Raw genomic sequence first — 21,759 nt, forward strand, 5'->3', positions numbered from 1 at the left:
CGCTAAATTTCTTTTGTGAATAGAAAAATATCCGTTAAGATACTCATTTTATTTCACTCTCTGTCTCGAGACGTAAAAGATGCTCCTTCCTTTCTATTCCTCCGCCATACCCACCTAATTTACCGTCTGCTTTAATCACACGATGACACGGTATTATAATGGCTATTTGATTGGCTCCGTTCGCATTTCCGACAGCCCTTACATAATTGCTATTTGATTGGCTCCGTTCGCATTTCCGACAGCCCTTACATAATTGCTACTTCCTAATAGCTGACCAATTTCCTGATAAGATACAGTTTGTCCATAAGGAATCTTTTGCAAAAGAGACCATACTTCGAGTTGAAAAGGAGTTCCTTGAAGGAAAAAAGGAATTGTAAATTGTCGAAGTTGTTTAGCATAATAAAGCTTGAGCTGCTCTTCTAGGTTTCTATTAATCTTTGTATCCCCTGGTAGAATTCGCGCATTTTGTTTGTTTCTTAAGTTTTCTATCTCTTTTTCAAGTCCACGTCTATCAACAAATTCCAATAAATATAAATACTTTTCATCACTAATACTGATCATCCGCCCTAGAGGTGTTGATACAATATTTGCATATAATATCGATAAAGAAGCTCTCTTAGGAGACCTACCAAAAATCTTTGAGAATGCATCATTAAATGCACTCGATGAATCATACCCGAGTAATACTTGTTGATCTATGACTTTTTTTCCATTTAATATTTCTTTAAAGGCGATACCCATTCTTCTTGAGCGGGCGTACTGCACAAATGTCATTCCATAAATTTCTTTAAACCTTCTTCTGGCAGTTGCTGAATGGATACCAATTTCTCGAAAATCTGCTTCCTTCCATCTTTTTTCCGGGCTTCCCTCAACGGCTACAACTAATTTCTCAATTTCTTTAGGAATGCTATTTGGATAGAATAATGGTGTACACCGCTTACAAGGGCGATATCCTGCTAATAATGCTTCCTCTGCAGTTAAGAAAAATTCACAATTCTCATACTTAGGCTTTCTTGCCGAACAGGTCGCGTGACAAAAGATACCGGTTGTTTTTATACCAACAAAGAAAATACCATCATATTTTGGATTTCTGTCAACTAAAGCTTGATAAAACTCTCTTGCCTTTTCCTCGCCTATAACCATAGTTGCCCCCTCCTTTATTTCGGTTAATCGCTACTATAATTATAGCGAGACTAAGCAAGATTTCTTTCGAAAAATGAACAACTATTTTTATTTTTGGTTTATCCCACTTTCTAAGTTATTTCAATCATATAGATGATGGGTTATATTATATTCTTTTATGAGCCAGTCTTTTTTCTTTAAAGTAATTGTATTAATACAACCATTTAATAGACGGTCTTTTTTTTGATGAATTTCTCCTTTTGAAAAATGATTTAGTAGTGTGCCAATCACCGCACCATGTGCAACAAGAAGGACTTTTTTATGAGGATATTGATAATGAATGGTTGATAAACCGATTTTTATTCTTTCCATTAATATTTTATCACTTTCATAACCCGGGATATTATGTGATGGAAACTGCTCTTTTCTTTCTTCATAAGTCATTCCCTCTGCTTCTCCAAAACATCTTTCAATAAATTCATCCATGACAACAATAGGTAATTGCAGCTTCTCATTTATAATTTCTGCTGTTTGTCGGGCTCTTTTCAAGGGACTTACAATCATTACATCTGCATCCGTTCCAGAAAAATAGTTTCCACATTGCTTCGCTTGTAGCTTTCCTTTTTCGTTTAGGATAATATCCGTTCTACCTTGAATTCTTCTCGCAGCATTCCAATCGGTTTCTCCATGTCTAATCAAACAAATCGTCGTCATTCTTTTCCCCTCCAAAAAGTTAACGCTTTTTTCATCTTGCGTTCATAGGTTATTCATATTTTATGTGTATATTAATAATACAGCTAGGACATAAACAAATTCCCCCCCCTTTTGAAATAGGGATTGAACATTGTTCAATCCCTTTCTTATTGTTTTACATACCGATTTTTCTTATTTTTTTATTCGTATGATGCACATACTTGTCCTGATATCATAAGATATTAACGAATAAAAATTTCTTTCCCGCTAAAACCAGTTTGCTTCGCCTTGTGGCCCACCTAGTGACAAAGTCTGCTCGGTGGGCGAATTTATTAGTTTTCAATTTCAAACTCGTTTTATCTATCAAGCTTTTTCTCGTTTTTTTCAAAAAAAGCCAAAGTAATATGCTCACTTACTATCTTCTCGCCCACCAATTGAAAACGATTTTTTTTATAAAAATTGACTGCTGGTGTATTTTTAGTTGCTGTCGAAACCTTCAGTTTTTTTGACTTGTTTTCATTCTCAATAAAGTTTAATAGTGCTTGTGCAACTCCCTTTTTAAAAAAGTTTGGGTGGACCACTAAACGGCAAACCTCTATCACATGCCTATCAATATTGATTGATATAACCCCATATAACCGTTCTTCGCTGTAATAACCAAAAAAAGATTCCCCACAATTTTGCAGCGTTTCTATTGTCTCTTTTAATGGGGGTAAATCATATGAACCAATAATCGCCGCTTCTATTTTATATGCTGCGATTTGAATGGAGAACACCTCTTGAGCTGACTCAAAGTTAGTAATATCAATTGTTTTTATCATTTTACAAATCCCCCAGTCTTCCAACTCTTATGAAGCTTTCACATTGATTGATCATCTGTGGTGTGTATGGCCATTATATCATCAAGTTTTTAAACAAACGCTATAGTTAATATCAAATAACATCATATAAAATCTAGCCATAATCTGAATTTCTTTTCCTTCGATACTTGATTGTCTATAATAATAAAAAGTAATGAAAGGCGGAGAGGAAATTGGATATGTTAACAAAGTGGCTGAATAATGCACATTCAACAGTTGTTTTTACCGGGGCTGGTATGTCTACAGAAAGTGGGTTACCAGATTTCCGCTCATCTACAGGACTATGGAAGCAATTCGACCCAAAGCAATTAGCTAGTATTGACGCATTGAACAATCAACTCAGTGATTTTATGCAATTTTATCTAGAAAGAGTGAACAGTGTACAGCTTGTAAAGCCTCATCAAGGGCATAGCATTCTTGCACAATGGGAAAAACAAGGGTTAATTGAAGGTATTATTACGCAAAATGTTGATGGTTTACATCAAGAAGCAGGTTCTACACATGTAGCAGAACTGCACGGTACATTAAAAAGATTTCACTGTCAAAGCTGTGGGGAGACAAAGGATAGGGAAGATTTTATAAAGCAACAAATCAAATGTCACTGTGGTGGTAAGATAAGACCGTCTATCGTATTATTCGGTGAGCAGTTACCAAATAAAGCTTTCGAAGATGCGTCGCATCTCTCTTCATTTTGCGACCTTTTTATTGTTTTAGGTTCCTCTCTTTCTGTAGCCCCAGCCAATCAATTTCCTTTAATCGCAAAAGAAGCAGGAGCAAAGTTAATAATCATTAATGAAGAATCAACCGATCTCGATCATTATGCTGACTTAGTCATTAATGAGAGGAAGATTGGAGAAGTATTATCCGCTGTGGATCAACAATTACATAGCATTTAATTTAAGAAAATTCGATATAACTTATTAAACGAGCGTTATACATTCTACTTTGTAATAAAAATCATTCGTTCATTCCTTCTATTCAGAACACGTTGTTTTACCTCGGTTAAGCTCATCTTCGCTTTTGGATTCATGTAGGCATATAATTAATTTTTTCTTCATTCTCATAGAGAACTTCCCCACTATCAAAATTGTCATATTTCCATCATTTCATTTCTAAAATGACTAAATTTTTCAGACGGTAACCACAACGATCAAAAAAAGCCTGATAACAATAGTTATCAGGCTTCCTCCCAAGTGGGGCTTAGGATCATATACTTACTATATTATGATTCTTTTCGTTCTGCATCTATTTTGTTAAATAATCTAACATGTTTTTTTATTTTCTTTGCATACGTTGGCTTAGGCTGAATCAAATGTCATCTAATGTTCATTCTCCGTTCAAATTAGCTAGATAGGATTGATTTTGAAGGAGATGAAACGAATAATGAAATCATTAAAAAAATCGTGCAATTTTCCAGCAGTAAAAAAGGAGCTAAATGGGTCATATTCTTTTGGATCGTCTTTATGATCCTATTAAGTTTTACTGCACCTAGTTCGAAAGAATATGCTTCAAATAGTAGTGAAAGCAGTATATCTGGCAAAATGCCATCAGAAATCGCTCAAGACTTATACGAAGAAGAATATCCATCAGATGATGGATTAACTGCTTTACTCGTTTTCCACCGTGAAGGTGGTCTTAAAGTTGAAGATCGAGAAAAAATTACTTCTTTTAGTGAATGGTTAACAACTGATGACAAGCCAGAAGCATTTTCTTCTGTCCTCCCTTTTCATCAATTTAATGAATCTATACAAAATCAAATGTTTTCTAAAGATCAATCCACTTTAATTATAAATGCATCTTTAAAAGAAAATATAGATTCTGATGTTGCTAATCAGGCATTTGACTCTTTACGTAATCAATTCACACGGATGGGAGCAACAGATATTCAGTTCGAAATAACAGGACCAGCAGGTATATCCGCTGATACAGTGACCCTTTTTAAAAATGCAGACTTTGTGCTTATGATTACAACCATCTTACTAATATTCTTTTTACTGATGGTCATTTACCGTTCACCAATCATTGCAATCATACCAGTAATAATTGCCTTAATCGCATATGGTGTGATTGACCGCATCCTTGGTATAGCAGGAAAATGGGATTGGTTTACTGTCGATAGTGCCAGTATCTCTATTATGCTCGTCCTTCTATTTGCTGTCATAACTGATTATAGTCTTTTTATTTTTTCTAGGTATCGAAGTGAATTGAAGAAATATCCGTCTCATTATGAAGCGATGCACCATGCGGCTACACCTTTAGCTGAGCCTATTTTCTTTAGTGGCGGTACTATATTAATGGCAATGCTGACATTGTTTTTTACTGTTTTTAAGCCTTATAATCATTTTGCACCAGTGTTTGCTGTAGCTGTCATATTAATCTTATTAGCAGGTTTAACCTTGATTCCCAGCATGTTTGCCTTATTTGGAAGAAAAGCCTTTTGGCCTTTTATTCCTCAAATGGATGCAGCAGATACTAATAAGCATCCGTTTTGGGAAAAAGCTAGTCAATTGATTGTGACATACCCAAAAAGAATGGCTGTTTTACTATTAATTATTTTTGGACTTAGTGCTTATCAATTCAGCACGATTAGTCCTTCTTATAATTTATTAAAATCGTTTCCCGAAGATTTATCCTCACGTGTAGGTTTCGAAATCTTAGAAGAGAACTATCCAGCCGGACAATTAGCGCCGTTAACAGTGTTAGTACATCAAGATCAAATTGCGACTAACAATGTTGGAGAAAATGTAGCAAGTTTGCAGGCGTTGGCAAAAAGTATAGAAGAAACAGAAGGAATATCAACTATTTCGCCTTCCATTACAGATGAGATGGTATCTGCACAAGTATCATTACCAAAAGGTTTTCAATCAGATTCTCTAAATAGTTTTTCCTTTCAAATTATACTAGATGATCACCCTTATGAACAATCGAGTATGGATACGGTGGAAAGCTTGTTGCAACAAAAAGATGAGTTAATGAAAAATGCTGGTTTTGATTCTGAAGAAACTCAACTATATTTAATCGGACAAACGGCTAAATTAGTTGATATCCAATATATGAATCAACGGGATACTATCGTTTTGATAACACTTGTTACCCTACTGCTGATAGGGCTACTATCAATTCAAACCAAATCATTTAAATTGGCGTTCCTTATGGTAGCAACTATTTTACTATCTTATTTTGCCTCATTAGGCTTCAGTTGGTTGATATTTAAATACTTACTAGGGCTAGATGCCATCAGCTATCGAATACCCGTCTATACATTTGTTTTTATGGTAGCCCTTGGAATTGATTATAATATTATGTTGCTAGCAAGAATTAAGGAAAGAGCAAAAGAAGTTGAATGGATTCAAGCTGTGAAAGAAGGCGTGACGCTAACAGGTGGAGTCATCTCGTCTGCAGGGGTTATATTAGCAGCAACTTTTGCAGTGCTTATCACACAACCTCTACAGGAATTATATCTTTTCGGAATGACGATGGCTATTGGTATCTTACTGGATACTTTTGTTGTTCGTGGTTTCTTATTACCCACACTTCTTGTTTGGACTACTAAAAAGAGAAAGATTACTTCTAATTGTGAAGACACATTAAAAAAATAAAGTAGGTATATCTCTCCACACTTTGATGCAAACTAGTAGAAAAAGTAAGGAGGGACTTTCATGGGATTACTCAATGCTTTTAACGAGTGGCGTGAAACAAGATATGCTAATCACGTAGAGAAGATGAAAGATCTCGAAAAATGCCCTGATTGTCGTGGAAAGGGATTTCAATATTTTGCTGGTCAAGAATATATGTTTATGGACGACGATGCCTACTACTGTGCAAGCTGTAATGGCAGTGGTGAGTATGATATATGGGAAAGTAACCAAATTAAATGATATTCCTCCTGAATTTATTTAAATAGACAAACATAGGAAAACCATCTCCAGCATTATCTCTGGAGATGGTTTTTTATCGAAAATCTATTTCAATGATCATTACTTCTGATTGAGATCCTATACGTAGTGTTGGCCCCCATAATCCGAATCCTGAAGTAGTAAAAGAATGTAATTGCTCTTTTTGCATATAACCCCAATCATTCTCGAACAATTTCGCAGTAATTAAATTTGCTGGAAATAACTGCCCCCTATGTGTATGACCAGATAATATCACATCTGCTCCAGCCACTTGTGCTTCTGTAATCTCATGAGGCTGATGATCTAATACAATAACGGGTAAATCTTTTGTTTTATTCGTAGCAATAAGTTCCTCTATGGTTTTTCTATTTGGGTTCGTTAAATCCTCTCTGCCAATTACTACAAATTGGTCATTTACAATTTCTGCTTCATCCATTAAATAATGAATACCGATATCATTTAATTCCTTTTTCAACTGTTCATTATCACCACCATAATAATCATGGTTACCAGGAGAAGCAAAAACACCAAGTGGGGCTTCTAGTTTTGCCATCGTTTTATTCATTTCCTGTTCTACATATGGGGTAATATCATCATTAATAATATCACCAGGTATAAGAATAATATCAGGTTTCTCCTGGTTCGCTATTTTCACCAACTTTTCAAGATGATTATTTCCTATAATCGTACCCAGATGCAAATCTGCCGCTAATAAAACCTTTAACTTCCCTTCTTTTGCTTCTGTCGGTTGATCGATTGTTATTTGATAGTCTCTCACAATCGGAGTCCATGCATTATATGTACCATATACAAAGACAAACGTAAAAAACGCAACCATCGCCCACCCTGAGTAAGTGAAAAATTTAGCATTTTTCTTTGAAATAAAATAAAGCAAATTGATAATCGGTAATAGGAGAATACCATAGCCAACAATGACAAGCCAATATCCACCAATCCATTCAATGACCGGCAGATGAATCGCAAATCCAACAAAAAATGATATTGCAAGAAGAAAAACAACCACGATAAATGTTTTTTTGAATCGAAAAGAAAATGTTTTACTTAACCAACGCCATGTATTAAAGCCAATATAGTAACAAGTTAAGCCATAAATAAGTATCATTGTGATGCCAACGAACAATGTAAGCATATTTTTCCCCTTTACATTATGTATAAAGTATAGAACTGTAAAAAATATTATCAGAGACGTTTGTTGAAAACAACTAATTGCTTCTTAATTACAAAAATAATGTTAAATAACTTTATTACATATATAAAAAGAAAGAAGCCTCCACTTTTACTGTGAAGACTTTAAGGTGTGATTTGTTTTTTGATTTGCTGTAATTCTTTTAAAGATAAACCCTCTAAAGATTGTTTAATTTCTTTTGCAATTTCCTTCTTATGTCGTTCTTCATACTCATTCCACCACTGTCTCAGTCCTTCAGTAGAATCAAGAAGATAATCAAAGTCTATCTCCTCGACTGTTTCATCTGTTAAATAATTCATTACAGCTGCAAGCATAGAGTTGAGATGGTCGATTTCCTTACTATTATTTTCTTCCTTTTTAGCCATGTTTTCATACCCTTCATCTATTGTTAACGATAGTATGGTCGATTTAGCTTTTAATTAATAAATAAATAAAATAAGGTGCGCCAATTGCAGAAACGACTAAGCCAATTGGAATTTCTGAAGGTGCTAAAATGGTACGTGAAACAAGATCTGAAAAGAGTAGTAACACCGCACCGACTAACGCTGAAACAGGTAATAAAATTTCATTTCTTGGCCCTACGAGTTTTTTCGCTAGTTGAGGAGCCACTAAACCTAAGAATGAAATGCCTCCACCAACAGCCACACAAGAACCAGCTAGTCCAACAGCAAGTATTAATAACCATTTTCTTTGACGATTGACATTGACACCTAAGCCAGTAGACATCGCATCTCCTAGTGTAAGAACATTTAAATACCTCGCCTTGAATAACACAATGGGTAACAGCACAATTAACCATGGTAAAAGAGCATAAGTATAACTCCAACTCACCCCAGAAATATTACCCGATAACCAAACAGTTGCTTGTGTAAAGGAACGGGGGTCCATTTTTAATTGGAGGATAATAATTAAAGCAGAAAAAGCCGCATTAATACCTATACCTACTAAGATTAACCTTATAGGTGTAACACCAGAAGACTTTTTCCACGAGAAAATATAAATCAAAAATGCTGCAAGCAGCGCCCCACATAATGCAAATATAGGAAGAATAAACAGTTGTAATAACTCAGATTCAAATCTGATACCTTGTGTAAAAAAGATAAACAAAATTACAGCAAATCCAGCACCACTATTAATACCTAATATCCCCGGATCTGCTAGACCGTTTTGAGTCGCACTTTGTAATATCGCACCAGAAACAGCCATACCAATACCAATTAAAATGGCTAGAACAATCCTTGGTAAACGAAATTCGAAAAGAATTAAGTCATATTGACCAGGTGTAGAAGATAAAACACTATTGAAAATAGCAACGGGTGAAATAAAACTGGCTCCAAAGCTCAAACTAGCAATGAAGAGTAAAGCTAATAATATCGTTAGAAAGAATACAACCACTTTCCATTTTTGTTTCCTAGATTTATACATCATTATCTTCCCCCTTCCCTTCTTGCTAAATAAAGAAAGAAAGGTACGCCGATCAATGCCATGATGGCACCAACTGGTGTTTCAAAAGGAGGATTTATCATTCTCGCACCAATATCCGCTAACACAAGTAGTAGACCACCTAATACTGCTGAGCAAGGAATGATTAAGCGGTAATCTGTTCCAACTAAAAACCTAATCATATGTGGGATCACGAGCCCCACAAATCCAATCGTACCCGATATAGAAACTGCTGCTCCAGTTAAAAGCAAAACAACTATAAAACCAATTGTACGTATCAAACCTGTCTTTTGCCCTAGTCCGATAGCTACATCTTCTCCCATACTTAAAACAGTAATGGAACTGCTAATCATAATTGCTAGGATTATACTTATAATAAAAACAGGAATAGCAGGAACTACACTTTCCCACTGGATACCAGCCACACCACCTGCATACCAAAAGCTTAAATCTTTTGCGACATTAAAGTGAATAGCAATTGCAGACGAGATAGAACTTAAAAGAGCCGTAATAGCAGAACCTGCAAGAGCCAGTTTAACAGGAGTCAGCCCATTTCGTGATAGCATTCCGACACCAAAAACAAGCCCTGCTCCAATGCTTGCACCGATAAAAGCAGCAAACATAGTTCCAATTGGACTTAAAGTGGTAAATAAGGCTAAAGCAACTGCAATTGCAAATGTAGCGCCAGAGGTAACCCCCATTATAGATGGTGAAGCTAGTGGATTTCTTGTCATCCCTTGCATAATTGCTCCGGCAATGGCAAGTGCAGATCCAACTAGTGCTGCTGCCACTACTCGAGGCACCCTTAAATTCATAATAATTTGATGTGTCGTTTTAGACGGGTCATATGATACAACACTCTCCCATACAGTTGAAAGATTAATATTCACTGCACCAAAAGCAATGGAAGCAGCCATCGATAAACAAAGGATGATTGTACCAAATGTGACGATCATAATCGCAAAAAAACGATTTCTACTCGTGTTTGTTCCATTAAGTAAAGCCATTATGTATCTCTCTTTCATCAAGTTGTGCAAGAAATATCTTGTAATCGATAGTGATAATTGTTATCATTTGCATAGGATAATTATATCATAGTTCATTTAGGAGGTTAACATCTTGTTTTCATTTCACAAGAAAAAAAACTTATTATTAATTGCTACAATTACAACATCTCTTGCCCTTTTTGGTTGTGGTAATGAGGATGCTGAAAATAGTAACAATGACTCAAACCAAGCAGCTGAGCAAACCGAGGATCGTGTATTAACTGATGCATTAGGAAACGAAGTAACAATTCCTGCTAATCCTGAACGAGTAGTTGCTACATACTTAGAAGATCATCTTGTCGCTTTAGGCATTACACCTATTGTACAATGGTCAGTTGCTAACGGCAAACAAGAATACCTTCAAGAATATTTAAAAGATGTACCTACGATCGCTCATGATTTACCTTTAGAAGCGGTATCTAGTCAAAATCCAGATTTAATAATTATGGATGGAGCAGGTATGGTTGAAGGTGGTAAATATGATCAATATGCGAAAATTGCGCCAACTTACGTGATTGGTGAAGAAGAAAATAGTGATTGGCGTACAGAACTTGAAACAGTTGGTAAAATCTTCGGTAAAGAAGATAAGGCAACTGAAGTTCTTAAAGAGTACGAAGATAAAGCAGCACAAGTTGAAGAAGAGCTACAAAAAGATCATGCTGGTGAATCTGCTGCAGCTATTTGGTTAGTGAATAACAGTTTATTTGTCGTAAGCAAGGATCTTTCTGCAGGTGATGTAATTTATAATGATCTAGGTATGGCAGTTCCTTCTGTCGTTGAAGAAATTTCAGCAGATGCTACTGGGAACTGGTCTGCGATTTCTTTAGAAAAATTAGCAGATATGGATGTGGACCACCTATTCTTTATTAATAGTGATGGTGAAGGAGCAGAAGTCTTATCTGACCCTTTATGGGCAAATATTCCGGCAGTAAAAAATGAGAATGTGTATGAATTCTCTAGAGACACAGGGTGGTTATACACTGGAACGATAGCGAATACACAAATCATTGAAGATGTGGAAGAAACTATTCTTAATAAATAAGACAAGCAAAAAGGCTAAGTTTTCCTTTTGGAATCTTAGCCTTTTTCTTATGCCACGTGATCATGTCCACCTTGTTTATTATGATAAATATGAACAAAAAATGTGATAACGAAGGCTGCAATGATAATACTAAAAAATAATATATGTCCAATCTCTATATGGAACACACTTAATAACATTTTAATTGCAATGATTCCAATAAGAATAAAAGCTGTTGTCTCTAACTCAGGAATCTTATCAATTAGCACTAAAAATAACTTAGCTACTGTACGCATCATTAAAATACCAAGCATACCTCCAATTAACAAAATCCATACTTTATCTGAAACAGCAAAGGCAGCCAATATACTATCTACAGAAAAAGCTAAATCCATTAACTCTACTGAAATAACCGTTCCCCAAAAAACACCAAAAGTACGAATCATCCAACTGTCTTTCTTTACTCCGTCGATATCTTCTTCAGGGGTTTTAAACCAAAATTGTTTAATCACTAAATAAGCTAAATAAGCAGCTCCAAGTACTTTAATCCACCAAAATTTAATCAGCCACATACCTAAACCGATAAATAAAAATCTGAAAAAATAAGCGCCAATTAAGCCATAAGTAAGTGCTTTTTTTTGCTGCTCCTTCGGCAAATGCTTAACCATAACGGCTAATACCAATGCATTATCAGCTGATAATAGACCTTCTAGGACAATGAGTGTGCCTATATAACCCCAAGAAACAGGATCTGTAAGAACCTCTTTCCACATTGACCAATCAAAAAATGATGCATAGGTGGATAACAACTGATTTAATACTTCCATTGACAAGACTCCTTTAAATGAATTGAACCTATTATACTCTTCTATTATATCAAATAGATTCGCTACCCGAAAGTTTCGTTAATCTAACAAAATATTTTTCATTTCCTCTCATAAAGTATGAGCAAAAATAATTCTTTTTAATATAATAATTAACAGAAATGTTTACAAACTTTTGCACCCTATAAGATGTACGGGTATATTCAAGACCTTTCATAGTTGAAGCATGAAGTTTAACAGTAGTTTGTCTAGCATCACGACAATTTATCGCTTCATTAAAAAGCGATGCAGAGGTGAAGCCGATGAGTCTAGGTAAATCTTTTAATCAATGGAAAAATGCACGAGAACATAAACATTTAGAAAAGATGAAACGAAGTAATAGATGCCCAGAATGCTACGGACAAGGCTTTTTATTATATCCTAGCCTTATGTACTCCCTACATTCTGATACACTCTTTTGTCCAGGATGCGAAGGAAGTGGTCGTTTCAATGATTGGGTGACTATTCAAGAAAGAGAAAAGCACACAGAGGATGAACAAGTCGAATAACGAAACTTCTACTGAGCAACACAAGTCGAATGTTGAGTGCCTTTAATTATTTGGCAAAGAGTTTTGTATAAGTTACTGCCATTGCCTTTAACTGGAAAGCGTGAATGGACAGAGAAAAGGATGTTTTTCAGCTATATATTCCCATTTCATTATCGAAGTATGCACACATACTCTTTTTAGCTCTGCTCTAATTACTAGGTAACACATTCTCCTCACGCAATATCAATTAATTTTCAATATCAGTATAGAACAATAGACCAATCAAAAAGCCCTCTCCTAAAAATGAAGGAGAGGGCTTAAAAAAGGCTTATACTGTTTTCCAATCAGCAGCGAACTTTTCCATCCCTTGATCTGTCAATGGATGCTTCGTTAACTGCTCAATTACTTTATACGGAATTGTCGCAATATGAGCGCCTGCTAATGCAGCTCTTGTGACATGATCCGGATGTCTAACAGATGCAGCAATAATTTGAGCATCTATTTGATGAATACGGAATAACTCAGCAATTTTAGCAACAAGGTTAATCCCGTCTTCTGAGATATCATCAAGTCTGCCTAAGAATGGTGAAACATAAGTAGCACCAGCTCTTGCAGCAAGTAATGCTTGGTTCACAGTAAAGATTAATGTGACGTTTGTTTTAACACCTTTTTTGGATAAATATCTTGTTGTTTCGAGGCCAGCCATTGTCATTGGCACTTTAATAGTAATGTTCTTATCACCATTATTTATCTTAATCAGTTCCTCAGCCTCTGCAATCATTTGTTCAGCTGTTTCTGCGGAAGGAGTGACCTCAGCAGATACTGATTCTAATTCTGGAACAGCTTGAAGAATTTCCTCAATTCTTGTTTCAAACTTAATCCCTTCTTTAGCTACAAGTGAAGGGTTAGTTGTCACGCCTGAAAGGACACCTAACTTGTATGCTTGTTTAATTTCATCTAAATTTGCTGTATCTATGAAAAATTTCATTGTAAATACCTCCCTTTCTAGCTTCCTTTAACATTATACCATACTAAAGCTGGTAATCGTTTCTAGTTTCATTTGTTACTTTTCCATCCAATTAGTATGATACGTTCCTTCTTTATCTACTCGCTGATACGTATGTGCTCCAAAATAGTCTCTTTGTGCTTGCAGTAGATTAGCTGGTAATGTTGCCGTTCTATAGCTATCATAATAAGCAATAGCACTCGAGAATGCAGGTACAGGAATACCTTGTTCAATAGCAATAGAAAGAACTTTTCTTAATGAAGACTGGTAGCTTTCAACAATTCCCTTAAAATATGGATCCAATAGTAAATTTGCTAATGCTGGTTCACGATCATAAGCATCTTTAATTTTTTGTAAGAATTGGGCACGAATGATACAACCTCCGCGGAAAATCATGGCAATATCGCCATATTTTAAATCCCAATTCTTTTCATCAGACATTGCGCGCATTTGAGCAAACCCTTGTGCATAGGAGACAATTTTACTCATATATAATGCTTGTCTAACAGCTTCTATTAATTCCGCACGGTCTCCACTATAGGTGTCTTCTTTAGGTCCTGCAAGAATCTTGCTAGCATGAACTCTTTCTTCCTTCATTGCGGAAATGAACCTTGCAAATACAGATTCTGTAATAATCGGGAGGGGTACCCCAAGATCTAAAGCATTTTGACTTGTCCATTTACCTGTCCCTTTTTGACCCGCTTTATCGAGAATCACATCAACAAGTGGTTTGCCAGTTTCGTCATCTACTTTTGTAAAGATATCAGCTGTAATTTCAATTAAATAGCTATCTAACTCACCCTTGTTCCATTCTGCAAATGTCTCATGAAGTTCATTCGCTTCTAAACCAAGTACATGTTTGAGGATAAAATAAGCTTCAGAAATCAACTGCATATCACCATATTCAATCCCATTATGAACCATTTTCACATAATGACCAGCCCCATTTGGACCAATGTATGTACAGCAAGGATCGCCATTTACTTTAGCAGAAATAGCTTCAAAAATTGGTTGTACAAGGTCAAATGCTTCCTTCTTACCACCTGGCATGATTGAAGGTCCTTTTAAAGCTCCTTCTTCACCACCAGAAACGCCTGTACCAATAAAATGGTAGCCTTCTTCTGCTAATTCTTGATTACGGCGGATGGTATCTTCAAAATATGTATTACCACCGTCAATTAAGATATCGCCTTTTTCAAGATATGGCTTTAGCGATTCAATTGTCGCATCTGTCGCTGCACCCGCTTTAACCATTAACAAGATTTTTCTTGGTGTTTCGAGTGATTGAACAAAATCTTCAATAGTTTTAGCACCAGTAAAGTTCTTGCCCTTTGCTTCATTTTGTAAGAATGCTTCTGTTTTTTCATAAGAACGGTTAAAAACAGCTACTGAGAAGCCACGACTTTCTATATTCAAAGCAAGGTTTTTCCCCATTACTGCTAATCCAATAACACCTATTTGTTGTTTACTCATTTAATTGGTCCTTTCGTCTTTCATTTTTTCTTGACTGATACTTTAGTCAAGAATAGAATAACCCTCATCTGTGATTATACAAAACGATAAGGGTGATTACAATCAATCCTATTATTGAACAAACTGTGTGAACTTTCTCACTATATCACTCTAATGATAGTATAGTTCCATACCGTTTGAGTCTCCATTGACAATGAATTTCTTCATTAAATCCGATAGAATCATACTATATACCGTGCCATTGCCGCCATATGTGAGAAGATAATAGGCGTTTGAGTAATTCGGATGTCGTTTGATCATAGGTAAGCCATTATGAGTCTCTCCAAAAAAGCCTGTCCAGTAATAGACAGGTTCTAATTTACCCTCTAACGTGGGGAATAACAAAAATAATTGTTTTAATAATTGATCCCTTTTCTGGACTAACATCCCATCTCTTTTTTTAGAGTCTGAAGTTTTCTCATCAAGACCTCCAATAATGATTCTTTTATCTAATGTACGGCGCAAATATAAATATGGTCTGGCAGTTTCCCAAATTAACATATCTTCTGGCCATTGATAATCAACTGGGTTAGTAGCTAAAGCGTATGAGCTTACAATCATTCCATTCTTTTCAGCTATATCACTCTGCGCTTCATACCCTGTAGCATAAATTACATATTTCGTTTCAATTACGTTTTTATTATCAGTATATAATTCGACCGTATTTTCCCCCCATTTTTGACCTACAATTTCACTTTCTTCAAAAACGTCCACCCCTTTTTTACTAGCCGCACTTAGTAAATAGTGAACATTTTTAAATATATTAATCTCAGCGTCTCCTTCAGTAACAATGGCACCTTCTTTTTCAAAGGACCAACTATCTCTCATATCTCTCCTTGACAAAAAGCGCACAGGAAACTGATGTGCTTGTAAATTGGCAAACTCTTTTTTCAGCATTGTTATATCTTCACTTTTAGAAGCAAAATATAAGCTTTTTCTTTTTAAAAAATCGGGATTATCTTCTAAAGTAGGCAAAATGGTGTTTTCATAATTAGATATTGATCGAAAGCAGTTCTGTAAATGCATTTTCGCTTTCCTTATGCCAAAAGAGTTAATATAAGATGTAAATGATTTATCATTACTAAATTGTAGTAATCCAGTATTTGCCGAGGAACTACCCATACCGATTTTTCGTTTATCAATGACGATTGTTCGGATGTTTTCTTTCGCTAATTGGTAAGCAAGAAAAGCCCCACTCGAACCACTGCCAATGATACACACGTCACATTTCTTATTCTCTTGCAAGCTGCCATACTTTTTCACGTTGTTCATAGTAATGGGCCAATATAATTTGCCAGTTTTTAAATTCATTGTCATTATCCTTTCATCAACCTATAGAAGGTCATGACATTACTTTCCCCATAAAATATGTATAAGAAACATGATAAGAAAGAAAGTAATGACAAAGAATGGCCATGTCATTACTCATTTACGAAGCTTTTCTATTATGAGATGGCAATAGCGTTAATTTGGTTTTTCTTCTTATATGAGCAACAAAATAGAGCAGAAAGATAACGACGGCGAGTAAAGAAGATAGGATGTACATAAAACCGTATCCCTTTTCGTTTGCAGCAATACCAAGCAGTAATGCGCCCATTGCTAAACCCATATCCATAAAACTTAAGCTCATGGCATTAGCCGTCGCTCTTTTTTCTTTTGGTACGAGTCTAACAGCCCAAGCTTGGAATGTCGGTTGCATGACACCATATGCAATGCCATAAAAAACAGCGGCAATAAATAATGTTGAAACACCTTTTGCAAATGCAATCAGTAACAACCCGATAAATGCTGCAATTGTTGCGCTATATATTAAATAAGCATGTCCAAAGCGATCGAAAATCTTCCCTGAAAATGGGCGAATGATAATGAGCATCGCCACTAAGATGAGAAAGAATAAAGAGGTTTGTTCCCCAACCCCAATAGAACTTCCTAAGCCTTCAATAAAATTCACCACTCCAGCAAACGTAAAATAAAATAATAATACTAAAAAACATGGTAAAAAAGCGCGTGAATCAAAAGCGGATTCAACTATTGACAATTTACTAACTGTCTGCTGATTTATGTTTTGAGAAGTTTTAAGCGCCAGACTACCAATTGTAATCACTATAATAAGAATAAGAGAAAAGTACAAAACGGATTCAAATGAATAGACATTAATCATTGAAATAGCTAAAAAAGGTCCGCTTGTTGTACCTACACTAGTAGCTAACCCAAAATAACCGATTCCTTCACCTAAACGGTGGTCAGGAATTAAATTTGTGGTTATAGTTGCTAATAAAGTAGTAATAAAACCGAAAGCAATTCCTTGTAGTATGCGAAGGATAGTGAATAGAACGATAGAGTTTGTGAATGTTGTCACAAAAATAAACACCAACATACCTATTAAAGATAGAATTAATAACGCTTTTTGATTCAAATACCGTAAGCAAAATCCTAAGAAAAGTCTAGATATAACAGCAGCAATCATAAATGCTGTAGTCATTAACCCTCCATACGTCGGGTTATCACTTAATGCAGTAACATAGATTGGAAATCCCCCTAACAAGGATTGTAAACTTAAAAAAAATAAAAAAGTAAGCATAAGGGCCATGATATACTGTCTGGTCCAAAGCTTGCCTCCTAACGTGTGCATGTTCAACCTTCTTCCTCAAAAAAATGAATATATTATATTTCGACTATCTAAGCAATTATAGCTTAAAATCCTCCAATAAAGTATAATCATTTTACTTATTTTTTTGTCGAAATAAAGTGAAAATTTTTTATTGTTTATGTAAGCGTTTTCATATATACTAAGTATTAGGCGGATAGCAAGTGTGGCTATCAACGTACTTGGCGAAGGTGGGGCCGGTATATTCAATGGTGATCATTTTATTTAGTACATATATAAAGGTTGTGATTAAGCTTGAAAAGAACTAACTTTTCGTATTTTGTTAAGAATAATGAATTTAACCTACAAGCCTACATCAATTATTTATTGTTGAAATATCATTCATCCACTATTCAAATTCAGTCGCATTCTCATCAGACGAAACTTTAATAGCTTAATAATCAAAGCATATACTAAAAGGTTACCATTACACTTTTTGTAGGGAAATGGATACGTAAAGATGAATGGTTAAACAACATATCCCCCAGTAAAAATCACAGCCATCCGCCATTGGCTGTGATTTTTCATTGTTTAATGGTCTATTTTGAATTTGATTGTTTCTCCATCAACATCAAGATTTGTCATTTCTTCAACTTCTGCTAATGTAATGGTCTGGACAAGTAATGATTCTTGTACAAGCGCCGAAAACTTCTCTAACGCACTTAAAACCCTTTCATTGCCAAACATTGTTAGATGAATACGTAGTTCAACCGCTAACCCTTGCTTTTTTCGAGTGTTTTGCACTTCTCTAATTACTTCCCTCACTAACCCTTCCTGCAAAAGCTCTTCTGTTAATCCGATATCCAGTAGGACCGTACAATCTTTTCCTTCCGCAAATCTATATGGGTGTTTTGCTTTTTTCTCTACTAACACATCCTCATTTTCTAAAAAGAGCATTTCTCCATTTTTCTCTATGTTTAATATTCCATCCATCAGTAACCTATCTTTTTCATGGACCGTTAATCCTTTTATTACTTGCTCAATCATTTTTACTCTTTTACCGAATTTTTTGCCGGCAATTGCGTAATTAACTTTTAACTCAATCATCATGAATTTATTTACATATTTTTCATAAACAATGTCTTTTACATTTGTTTCATCTTTTATAATCTGTTCATAGGGTGACAAATTAACCTTCCCATTAACAGCACTTACGATTAATGTTTGAAGTGGCTGCTTTGTTTTGATATTAGCTGACATCCTGATCGATCTAGTGAGTTCAACAATTTGTCGAATAGCTTTCATTTCCGATTCTAATTGGATGATAGTCTTCATTTTCTCTTGTTTAGGGTAGTCAGTTAGATGAACACTACTGCCGACTAATTGTAAGTGAATCTCATCGGTGACGAACGGCATAAAGGGTGCAAATAATCGTGTTGATTGCTGAAGCACTTCGTAAAGAGTTGTATACGCTGCCCTTTTGTCGTGATCTAACCCTTCCTTCCAGAATCTTTGCCGTGATCGTCTTACATACCAATTACTCACATCATCCAAAAATTCTGCCAGTAATTTAGCACTTTTAAAAAAGTCATAACGCTCTAACCCTTCTCTTACCTCCGCAATCGTATGATGCAATCTTGAAAGTATCCATTGGTCAATGAGTGCAAATTCCTTGACTCGATGTTGCCTGAAGTCAAAGCCATCTATCTTTGCATACATATCATAGAAGGAAAAAACATTCCTCAACGTATCTACTATTTTTGATTTTGCTTGTTGAACGGTTTTTTTAGAAAATCGCTTATTATTCCAAGGGGCACTATCACTAAGAAGAGCCCATCTTAATGCATCTGCGCCAAACTCTTCAATCAACGATGTAGGATTTAGAGCATTCCCTTTGCTCTTAGACATTTTTTGTCCTTGTTCATCTAATATATGGCCAAGAGATAAGACATTTTTATACGGTGCAACACCTTTGTATAGGGTGGATACGGCCAGTAAACTGTAGAACCATCCTCTCGTTTGATCCACTCCTTCTATTACAATATCTGCGGGAAATTGTTCTTTAAATGGCGTGGTCTGTTCGAAAGGATAATGATATTGGGCATATGGCATTGAACCACTATCAAACCATACATCAATGACCTCTTTCTCTCGCTTCATTTCACCACCACAAGAACATCTCAAATGAATACGGTCAACATAAGGTTTGTGCAGATCGATGCGATCATCTACTTTTTCAATCGCTCTTTCTTTTAATTGTGCAATGGAACCTGGGGCACTTTCTAATCCGCATGTTTGACAAGTCCATACATTTAACGGCGTTCCCCAAAAACGATTTCTTCCAATATTCCAATCAACAAGTTGGTCAAGAAAGTGACCGAATCGACCATTCTTCATATGCGTTGGGTACCACTCAACCATTTGATTATTGTCTATCATTTTTTCTTTAACATCAGTTGTTCGAATGAACCATCCTTCCATCGCATAATAAATCAGTGGATTGTCACACCTCCAGCAATACGGATAACTGTGCTCATACTTCCTCTTGCTATAAAGTAGATTTTGCTGTGCTAACATTTGAATGATTGTTACATCACTTTCTTTCACTCTCTTTTTTGCTAGCGGGGCAACTTGTTGAACATACCTCCCTTTCTCATTCACGACTTGAAGAAAATCTAATCCATTTTCTTTTACAGCTTGGTAATCATCTTCACCATGTGCAGGGGCAATATGGACTAACCCAGTTCCTGCATCATCCTTTACGAAATCCGCAGCAATTACAATATGCCCCTTGTTGAGCGGAACAAATGAAAATGGCGCTACATACTTTATACCTATTAATTCTTCACCTCGTATAAACTCGATAACTTTGTAACCTTCTTTAAGTACAGTTGAAACCAAGCTTTCTGCAACAATCAATCGTTCATTATTTTGCTCGACTTTCACATAACGTAGCTTAGGGTTTACCGCTACAGCTACATTTCCCGGTAACGTCCAAGGGGTTGTTGTCCAACAAAGTAAGTATTCATTTTCAGCCACTTTAAATTTAACTGTTGCTGAAAGGTCATGCACATCTTTATATCCTTGTGCGACTTCATGCGAGCTTAGGGACGTTTCACAATGAGGACAATACGGGACAACTCGATGCCCTTTATATAAACGCCCACCTTGATGAATTACTGACAATATATGCCAAACTGATTCAATATACTCATTATCGAGAGTTATATAGGGGTTATCCATATCCACCCAATAGCCCAATAGCTCAGTAAACTGTCGCCATTCTTTTTCATATGTGAATACACTTTTCTTACACTCTGCGATAAATGCTTCTACACCAAATGCTTCAATATCCTCTTTGCTATGCAATTGTAATTTCTTTTGTACTTCAAGTTCTACAGGGAGCCCATGTGTGTCCCACCCTGCTTTTCTTAAAACTTGATGTCCCGTCATTGTTTTATAACGGGCAACAAAATCTTTTATCGTTCGACCAAGTGCATGACCAGCATGTGGCATACCATTTGCTGTTGGCGGGCCTTCATAAAAAACAAAGGATGGCGCCTCTTGCCTTTGCTGTATGGACTTTTGAAATATCCGTGTTTCTTTCCAATAATCAGAAATCTTCCTCTCCTTTTCCACATCTCGTTCTTTCATTTGTAAAGACCCCTTTCGATATCCATTCATATACGAAAAAAAACTCGATTCCTATACGTAGAATCGAGTTAAAATATCCCCTCTAAAAAACAAAAAAACCAACTGTAGTGGTTTGTATTTGCTCTCACTACGTACCATCATACGCGTCCAGGTTATCGGTTGGATGCCGTCAAAGCTTAGTTTCACTTCAGCTTTGCTTCTCAGAGAGGATTTTCATTGTGGTCTTAACGTCAGCCTCTCAGCAAATGGCTAACTCTCTTTGGATAAGATGTGCACAACTACTCTTTCTCGTCAACGAATTGAATAGAATTTAATTAATATGAAAGTATCATATGTTAATAATTATGAATTGTCAATAGAA

General features: G+C 35.7%; 17 protein-coding genes and 1 pseudogene. 5 read left to right on the plus strand and 13 right to left on the minus strand.

Annotated elements, in window-relative coordinates; all coding sequences use genetic code 11:
* Positions 1–43: 43 nt before the first annotated feature.
* The 3 genes and pseudogenes from MKX78_RS13670 to MKX78_RS13680 all read right to left on the minus strand — a co-directional run bounded on the left by MKX78_RS13670 (position 44) and on the right by MKX78_RS13680 (position 2,636).
* Positions 44–1,143: pseudogene (locus MKX78_RS13670) on the minus strand (bifunctional transcriptional activator/DNA repair enzyme AdaA).
* Positions 1,144–1,263: 120 nt separating this feature from the next.
* Entirely contained in the window at positions 1,264–1,836 is a 573-nt protein-coding gene (locus MKX78_RS13675) for a histidine phosphatase family protein (protein ID WP_095373039.1), read from the minus strand.
* 335 nt (positions 1,837–2,171) lie between these two features.
* Positions 2,172–2,636, minus strand: coding sequence for a GNAT family N-acetyltransferase (locus MKX78_RS13680; RefSeq protein WP_095373038.1), 465 nt, complete (start codon positions 2,634–2,636; stop codon positions 2,172–2,174).
* Positions 2,637–2,854: 218 nt separating this feature from the next.
* Here MKX78_RS13680 and MKX78_RS13685 point away from each other — a divergent pair, with 218 nt between their 5' ends.
* The 3 genes from MKX78_RS13685 to MKX78_RS13695 all read left to right on the plus strand — a co-directional run bounded on the left by MKX78_RS13685 (position 2,855) and on the right by MKX78_RS13695 (position 6,553).
* Positions 2,855–3,571, plus strand: a complete 717-nt coding sequence (locus MKX78_RS13685) for an NAD-dependent deacylase (RefSeq protein WP_322909683.1) — start codon at positions 2,855–2,857, stop codon at positions 3,569–3,571.
* A 567-nt stretch (positions 3,572–4,138) separates the two neighbouring features.
* On the plus strand, positions 4,139–6,274 hold the full coding sequence (locus tag MKX78_RS13690) for an MMPL family transporter (RefSeq protein ID WP_341051377.1): 2,136 nt from the start codon (positions 4,139–4,141) through the stop codon (positions 6,272–6,274).
* A 60-nt stretch (positions 6,275–6,334) separates the two neighbouring features.
* Positions 6,335–6,553, plus strand: a complete 219-nt coding sequence (locus tag MKX78_RS13695; RefSeq protein ID WP_095373037.1) for a methionine aminopeptidase — start codon at positions 6,335–6,337, stop codon at positions 6,551–6,553.
* 73 nt (positions 6,554–6,626) lie between these two features.
* Here MKX78_RS13695 and MKX78_RS13700 read toward each other — a convergent pair whose 3' ends face one another.
* The 4 genes from MKX78_RS13700 to MKX78_RS13715 all read right to left on the minus strand — a co-directional run bounded on the left by MKX78_RS13700 (position 6,627) and on the right by MKX78_RS13715 (position 10,228).
* On the minus strand, positions 6,627–7,721 hold the full coding sequence (locus MKX78_RS13700; RefSeq protein WP_307313480.1) for a metallophosphoesterase: 1,095 nt from the start codon (positions 7,719–7,721) through the stop codon (positions 6,627–6,629).
* Positions 7,722–7,882: 161 nt separating this feature from the next.
* Complete coding sequence (locus MKX78_RS13705; protein WP_289433941.1) at positions 7,883–8,143, minus strand: hypothetical protein; 261 nt, start codon at positions 8,141–8,143, stop codon at positions 7,883–7,885.
* A 43-nt stretch (positions 8,144–8,186) separates the two neighbouring features.
* Complete coding sequence (locus MKX78_RS13710) at positions 8,187–9,203, minus strand: FecCD family ABC transporter permease (RefSeq protein WP_370873273.1); 1,017 nt, start codon at positions 9,201–9,203, stop codon at positions 8,187–8,189.
* Positions 9,204–9,205: 2 nt separating this feature from the next.
* The gene (locus tag MKX78_RS13715; RefSeq protein ID WP_370873264.1) at positions 9,206–10,228 is read right to left on the minus strand and encodes a FecCD family ABC transporter permease; all 1,023 of its coding nucleotides are present in this window, start codon (positions 10,226–10,228) and stop codon (positions 9,206–9,208) included.
* Positions 10,229–10,337: 109 nt separating this feature from the next.
* On the opposite strand from MKX78_RS13715, the gene MKX78_RS13720 reads away from it, so the two are divergent.
* Entirely contained in the window at positions 10,338–11,309 is a 972-nt protein-coding gene (locus tag MKX78_RS13720; RefSeq protein WP_370873272.1) for an ABC transporter substrate-binding protein, read from the plus strand.
* Positions 11,310–11,356: 47 nt separating this feature from the next.
* Here MKX78_RS13720 and MKX78_RS13725 read toward each other — a convergent pair whose 3' ends face one another.
* Complete coding sequence (locus tag MKX78_RS13725) at positions 11,357–12,115, minus strand: TerC family protein (protein ID WP_095373031.1); 759 nt, start codon at positions 12,113–12,115, stop codon at positions 11,357–11,359.
* Between the two features lie 299 nt (positions 12,116–12,414).
* Here MKX78_RS13725 and MKX78_RS13730 point away from each other — a divergent pair, with 299 nt between their 5' ends.
* Positions 12,415–12,660 carry a methionine aminopeptidase gene (locus MKX78_RS13730; RefSeq protein WP_095373030.1) on the plus strand — a complete coding sequence of 82 codons (246 nt, stop codon included), beginning with the start codon at positions 12,415–12,417 and terminating at the stop codon, positions 12,658–12,660.
* A gap of 307 nt (positions 12,661–12,967) precedes the next feature.
* Here MKX78_RS13730 and fsa read toward each other — a convergent pair whose 3' ends face one another.
* The 5 genes from fsa to ileS form a co-directional block, all read right to left on the minus strand.
* Positions 12,968–13,627 carry a fructose-6-phosphate aldolase gene (gene fsa / locus MKX78_RS13735; protein WP_095373029.1) on the minus strand — a complete coding sequence of 220 codons (660 nt, stop codon included), beginning with the start codon at positions 13,625–13,627 and terminating at the stop codon, positions 12,968–12,970.
* Between the two features lie 75 nt (positions 13,628–13,702).
* Positions 13,703–15,118: an NADP-dependent phosphogluconate dehydrogenase gene (gene gndA, locus MKX78_RS13740; protein ID WP_095373028.1), complete on the minus strand. Its 1,416-nt coding sequence runs from the start codon at positions 15,116–15,118 to the stop codon at positions 13,703–13,705.
* Positions 15,119–15,268: 150 nt separating this feature from the next.
* Entirely contained in the window at positions 15,269–16,468 is a 1,200-nt protein-coding gene (locus MKX78_RS13745; protein WP_341051381.1) for an NAD(P)/FAD-dependent oxidoreductase, read from the minus strand.
* Positions 16,469–16,586: 118 nt separating this feature from the next.
* Positions 16,587–17,789 carry an MFS transporter gene (locus tag MKX78_RS13750; protein ID WP_095373026.1) on the minus strand — a complete coding sequence of 401 codons (1,203 nt, stop codon included), beginning with the start codon at positions 17,787–17,789 and terminating at the stop codon, positions 16,587–16,589.
* Between the two features lie 546 nt (positions 17,790–18,335).
* On the minus strand, positions 18,336–21,398 hold the full coding sequence (ileS, locus tag MKX78_RS13755) for an isoleucine--tRNA ligase (RefSeq protein ID WP_341051383.1): 3,063 nt from the start codon (positions 21,396–21,398) through the stop codon (positions 18,336–18,338).
* Positions 21,399–21,759: the final 361 nt, after the last annotated feature.

Origin of the sequence: Cytobacillus sp. FSL R5-0569 (assembly GCF_038007265.1) — a bacterium.
Taxonomy (GTDB): domain Bacteria; phylum Bacillota; class Bacilli; order Bacillales; family Cytobacillaceae; genus Cytobacillus; species Cytobacillus kochii.

Bases quoted from the DNA above. Each gene is read 5' to 3' on its own strand.
- MKX78_RS13705 (WP_289433941.1), bottom strand. From the start codon at position 8,143: ATGGCTAAAAAGGAAGAAAATAATAGTAAGGAAATCGACCATCTCAAC.
- gndA (WP_095373028.1), bottom strand. From the start codon at position 15,118: ATGAGTAAACAACAAATAGGTGTTATTGGATTAGCAGTAATGGGGAAA.
- MKX78_RS13685 (WP_322909683.1), top strand. From the start codon at position 2,855: ATGTTAACAAAGTGGCTGAATAATGCACATTCAACAGTTGTTTTTACC.
- MKX78_RS13730 (WP_095373030.1), top strand. From the start codon at position 12,415: ATGAGTCTAGGTAAATCTTTTAATCAATGGAAAAATGCACGAGAACAT.
- MKX78_RS13700 (WP_307313480.1), bottom strand. From the start codon at position 7,721: ATGCTTACATTGTTCGTTGGCATCACAATGATACTTATTTATGGCTTA.
- MKX78_RS13680 (WP_095373038.1), bottom strand. From the start codon at position 2,636: ATGATAAAAACAATTGATATTACTAACTTTGAGTCAGCTCAAGAGGTG.
- ileS (WP_341051383.1), bottom strand. From the start codon at position 21,398: ATGAAAGAACGAGATGTGGAAAAGGAGAGGAAGATTTCTGATTATTGG.
- MKX78_RS13715 (WP_370873264.1), bottom strand. From the start codon at position 10,228: ATGGCTTTACTTAATGGAACAAACACGAGTAGAAATCGTTTTTTTGCG.
- MKX78_RS13750 (WP_095373026.1), bottom strand. From the start codon at position 17,789: ATGCACACGTTAGGAGGCAAGCTTTGGACCAGACAGTATATCATGGCC.
- MKX78_RS13725 (WP_095373031.1), bottom strand. From the start codon at position 12,115: ATGGAAGTATTAAATCAGTTGTTATCCACCTATGCATCATTTTTTGAT.
- MKX78_RS13745 (WP_341051381.1), bottom strand. From the start codon at position 16,468: ATGAATTTAAAAACTGGCAAATTATATTGGCCCATTACTATGAACAAC.
- MKX78_RS13690 (WP_341051377.1), top strand. From the start codon at position 4,139: ATGATCCTATTAAGTTTTACTGCACCTAGTTCGAAAGAATATGCTTCA.
- MKX78_RS13675 (WP_095373039.1), bottom strand. From the start codon at position 1,836: ATGACGACGATTTGTTTGATTAGACATGGAGAAACCGATTGGAATGCT.
- MKX78_RS13695 (WP_095373037.1), top strand. From the start codon at position 6,335: ATGGGATTACTCAATGCTTTTAACGAGTGGCGTGAAACAAGATATGCT.
- MKX78_RS13710 (WP_370873273.1), bottom strand. From the start codon at position 9,203: ATGTATAAATCTAGGAAACAAAAATGGAAAGTGGTTGTATTCTTTCTA.
- fsa (WP_095373029.1), bottom strand. From the start codon at position 13,627: ATGAAATTTTTCATAGATACAGCAAATTTAGATGAAATTAAACAAGCA.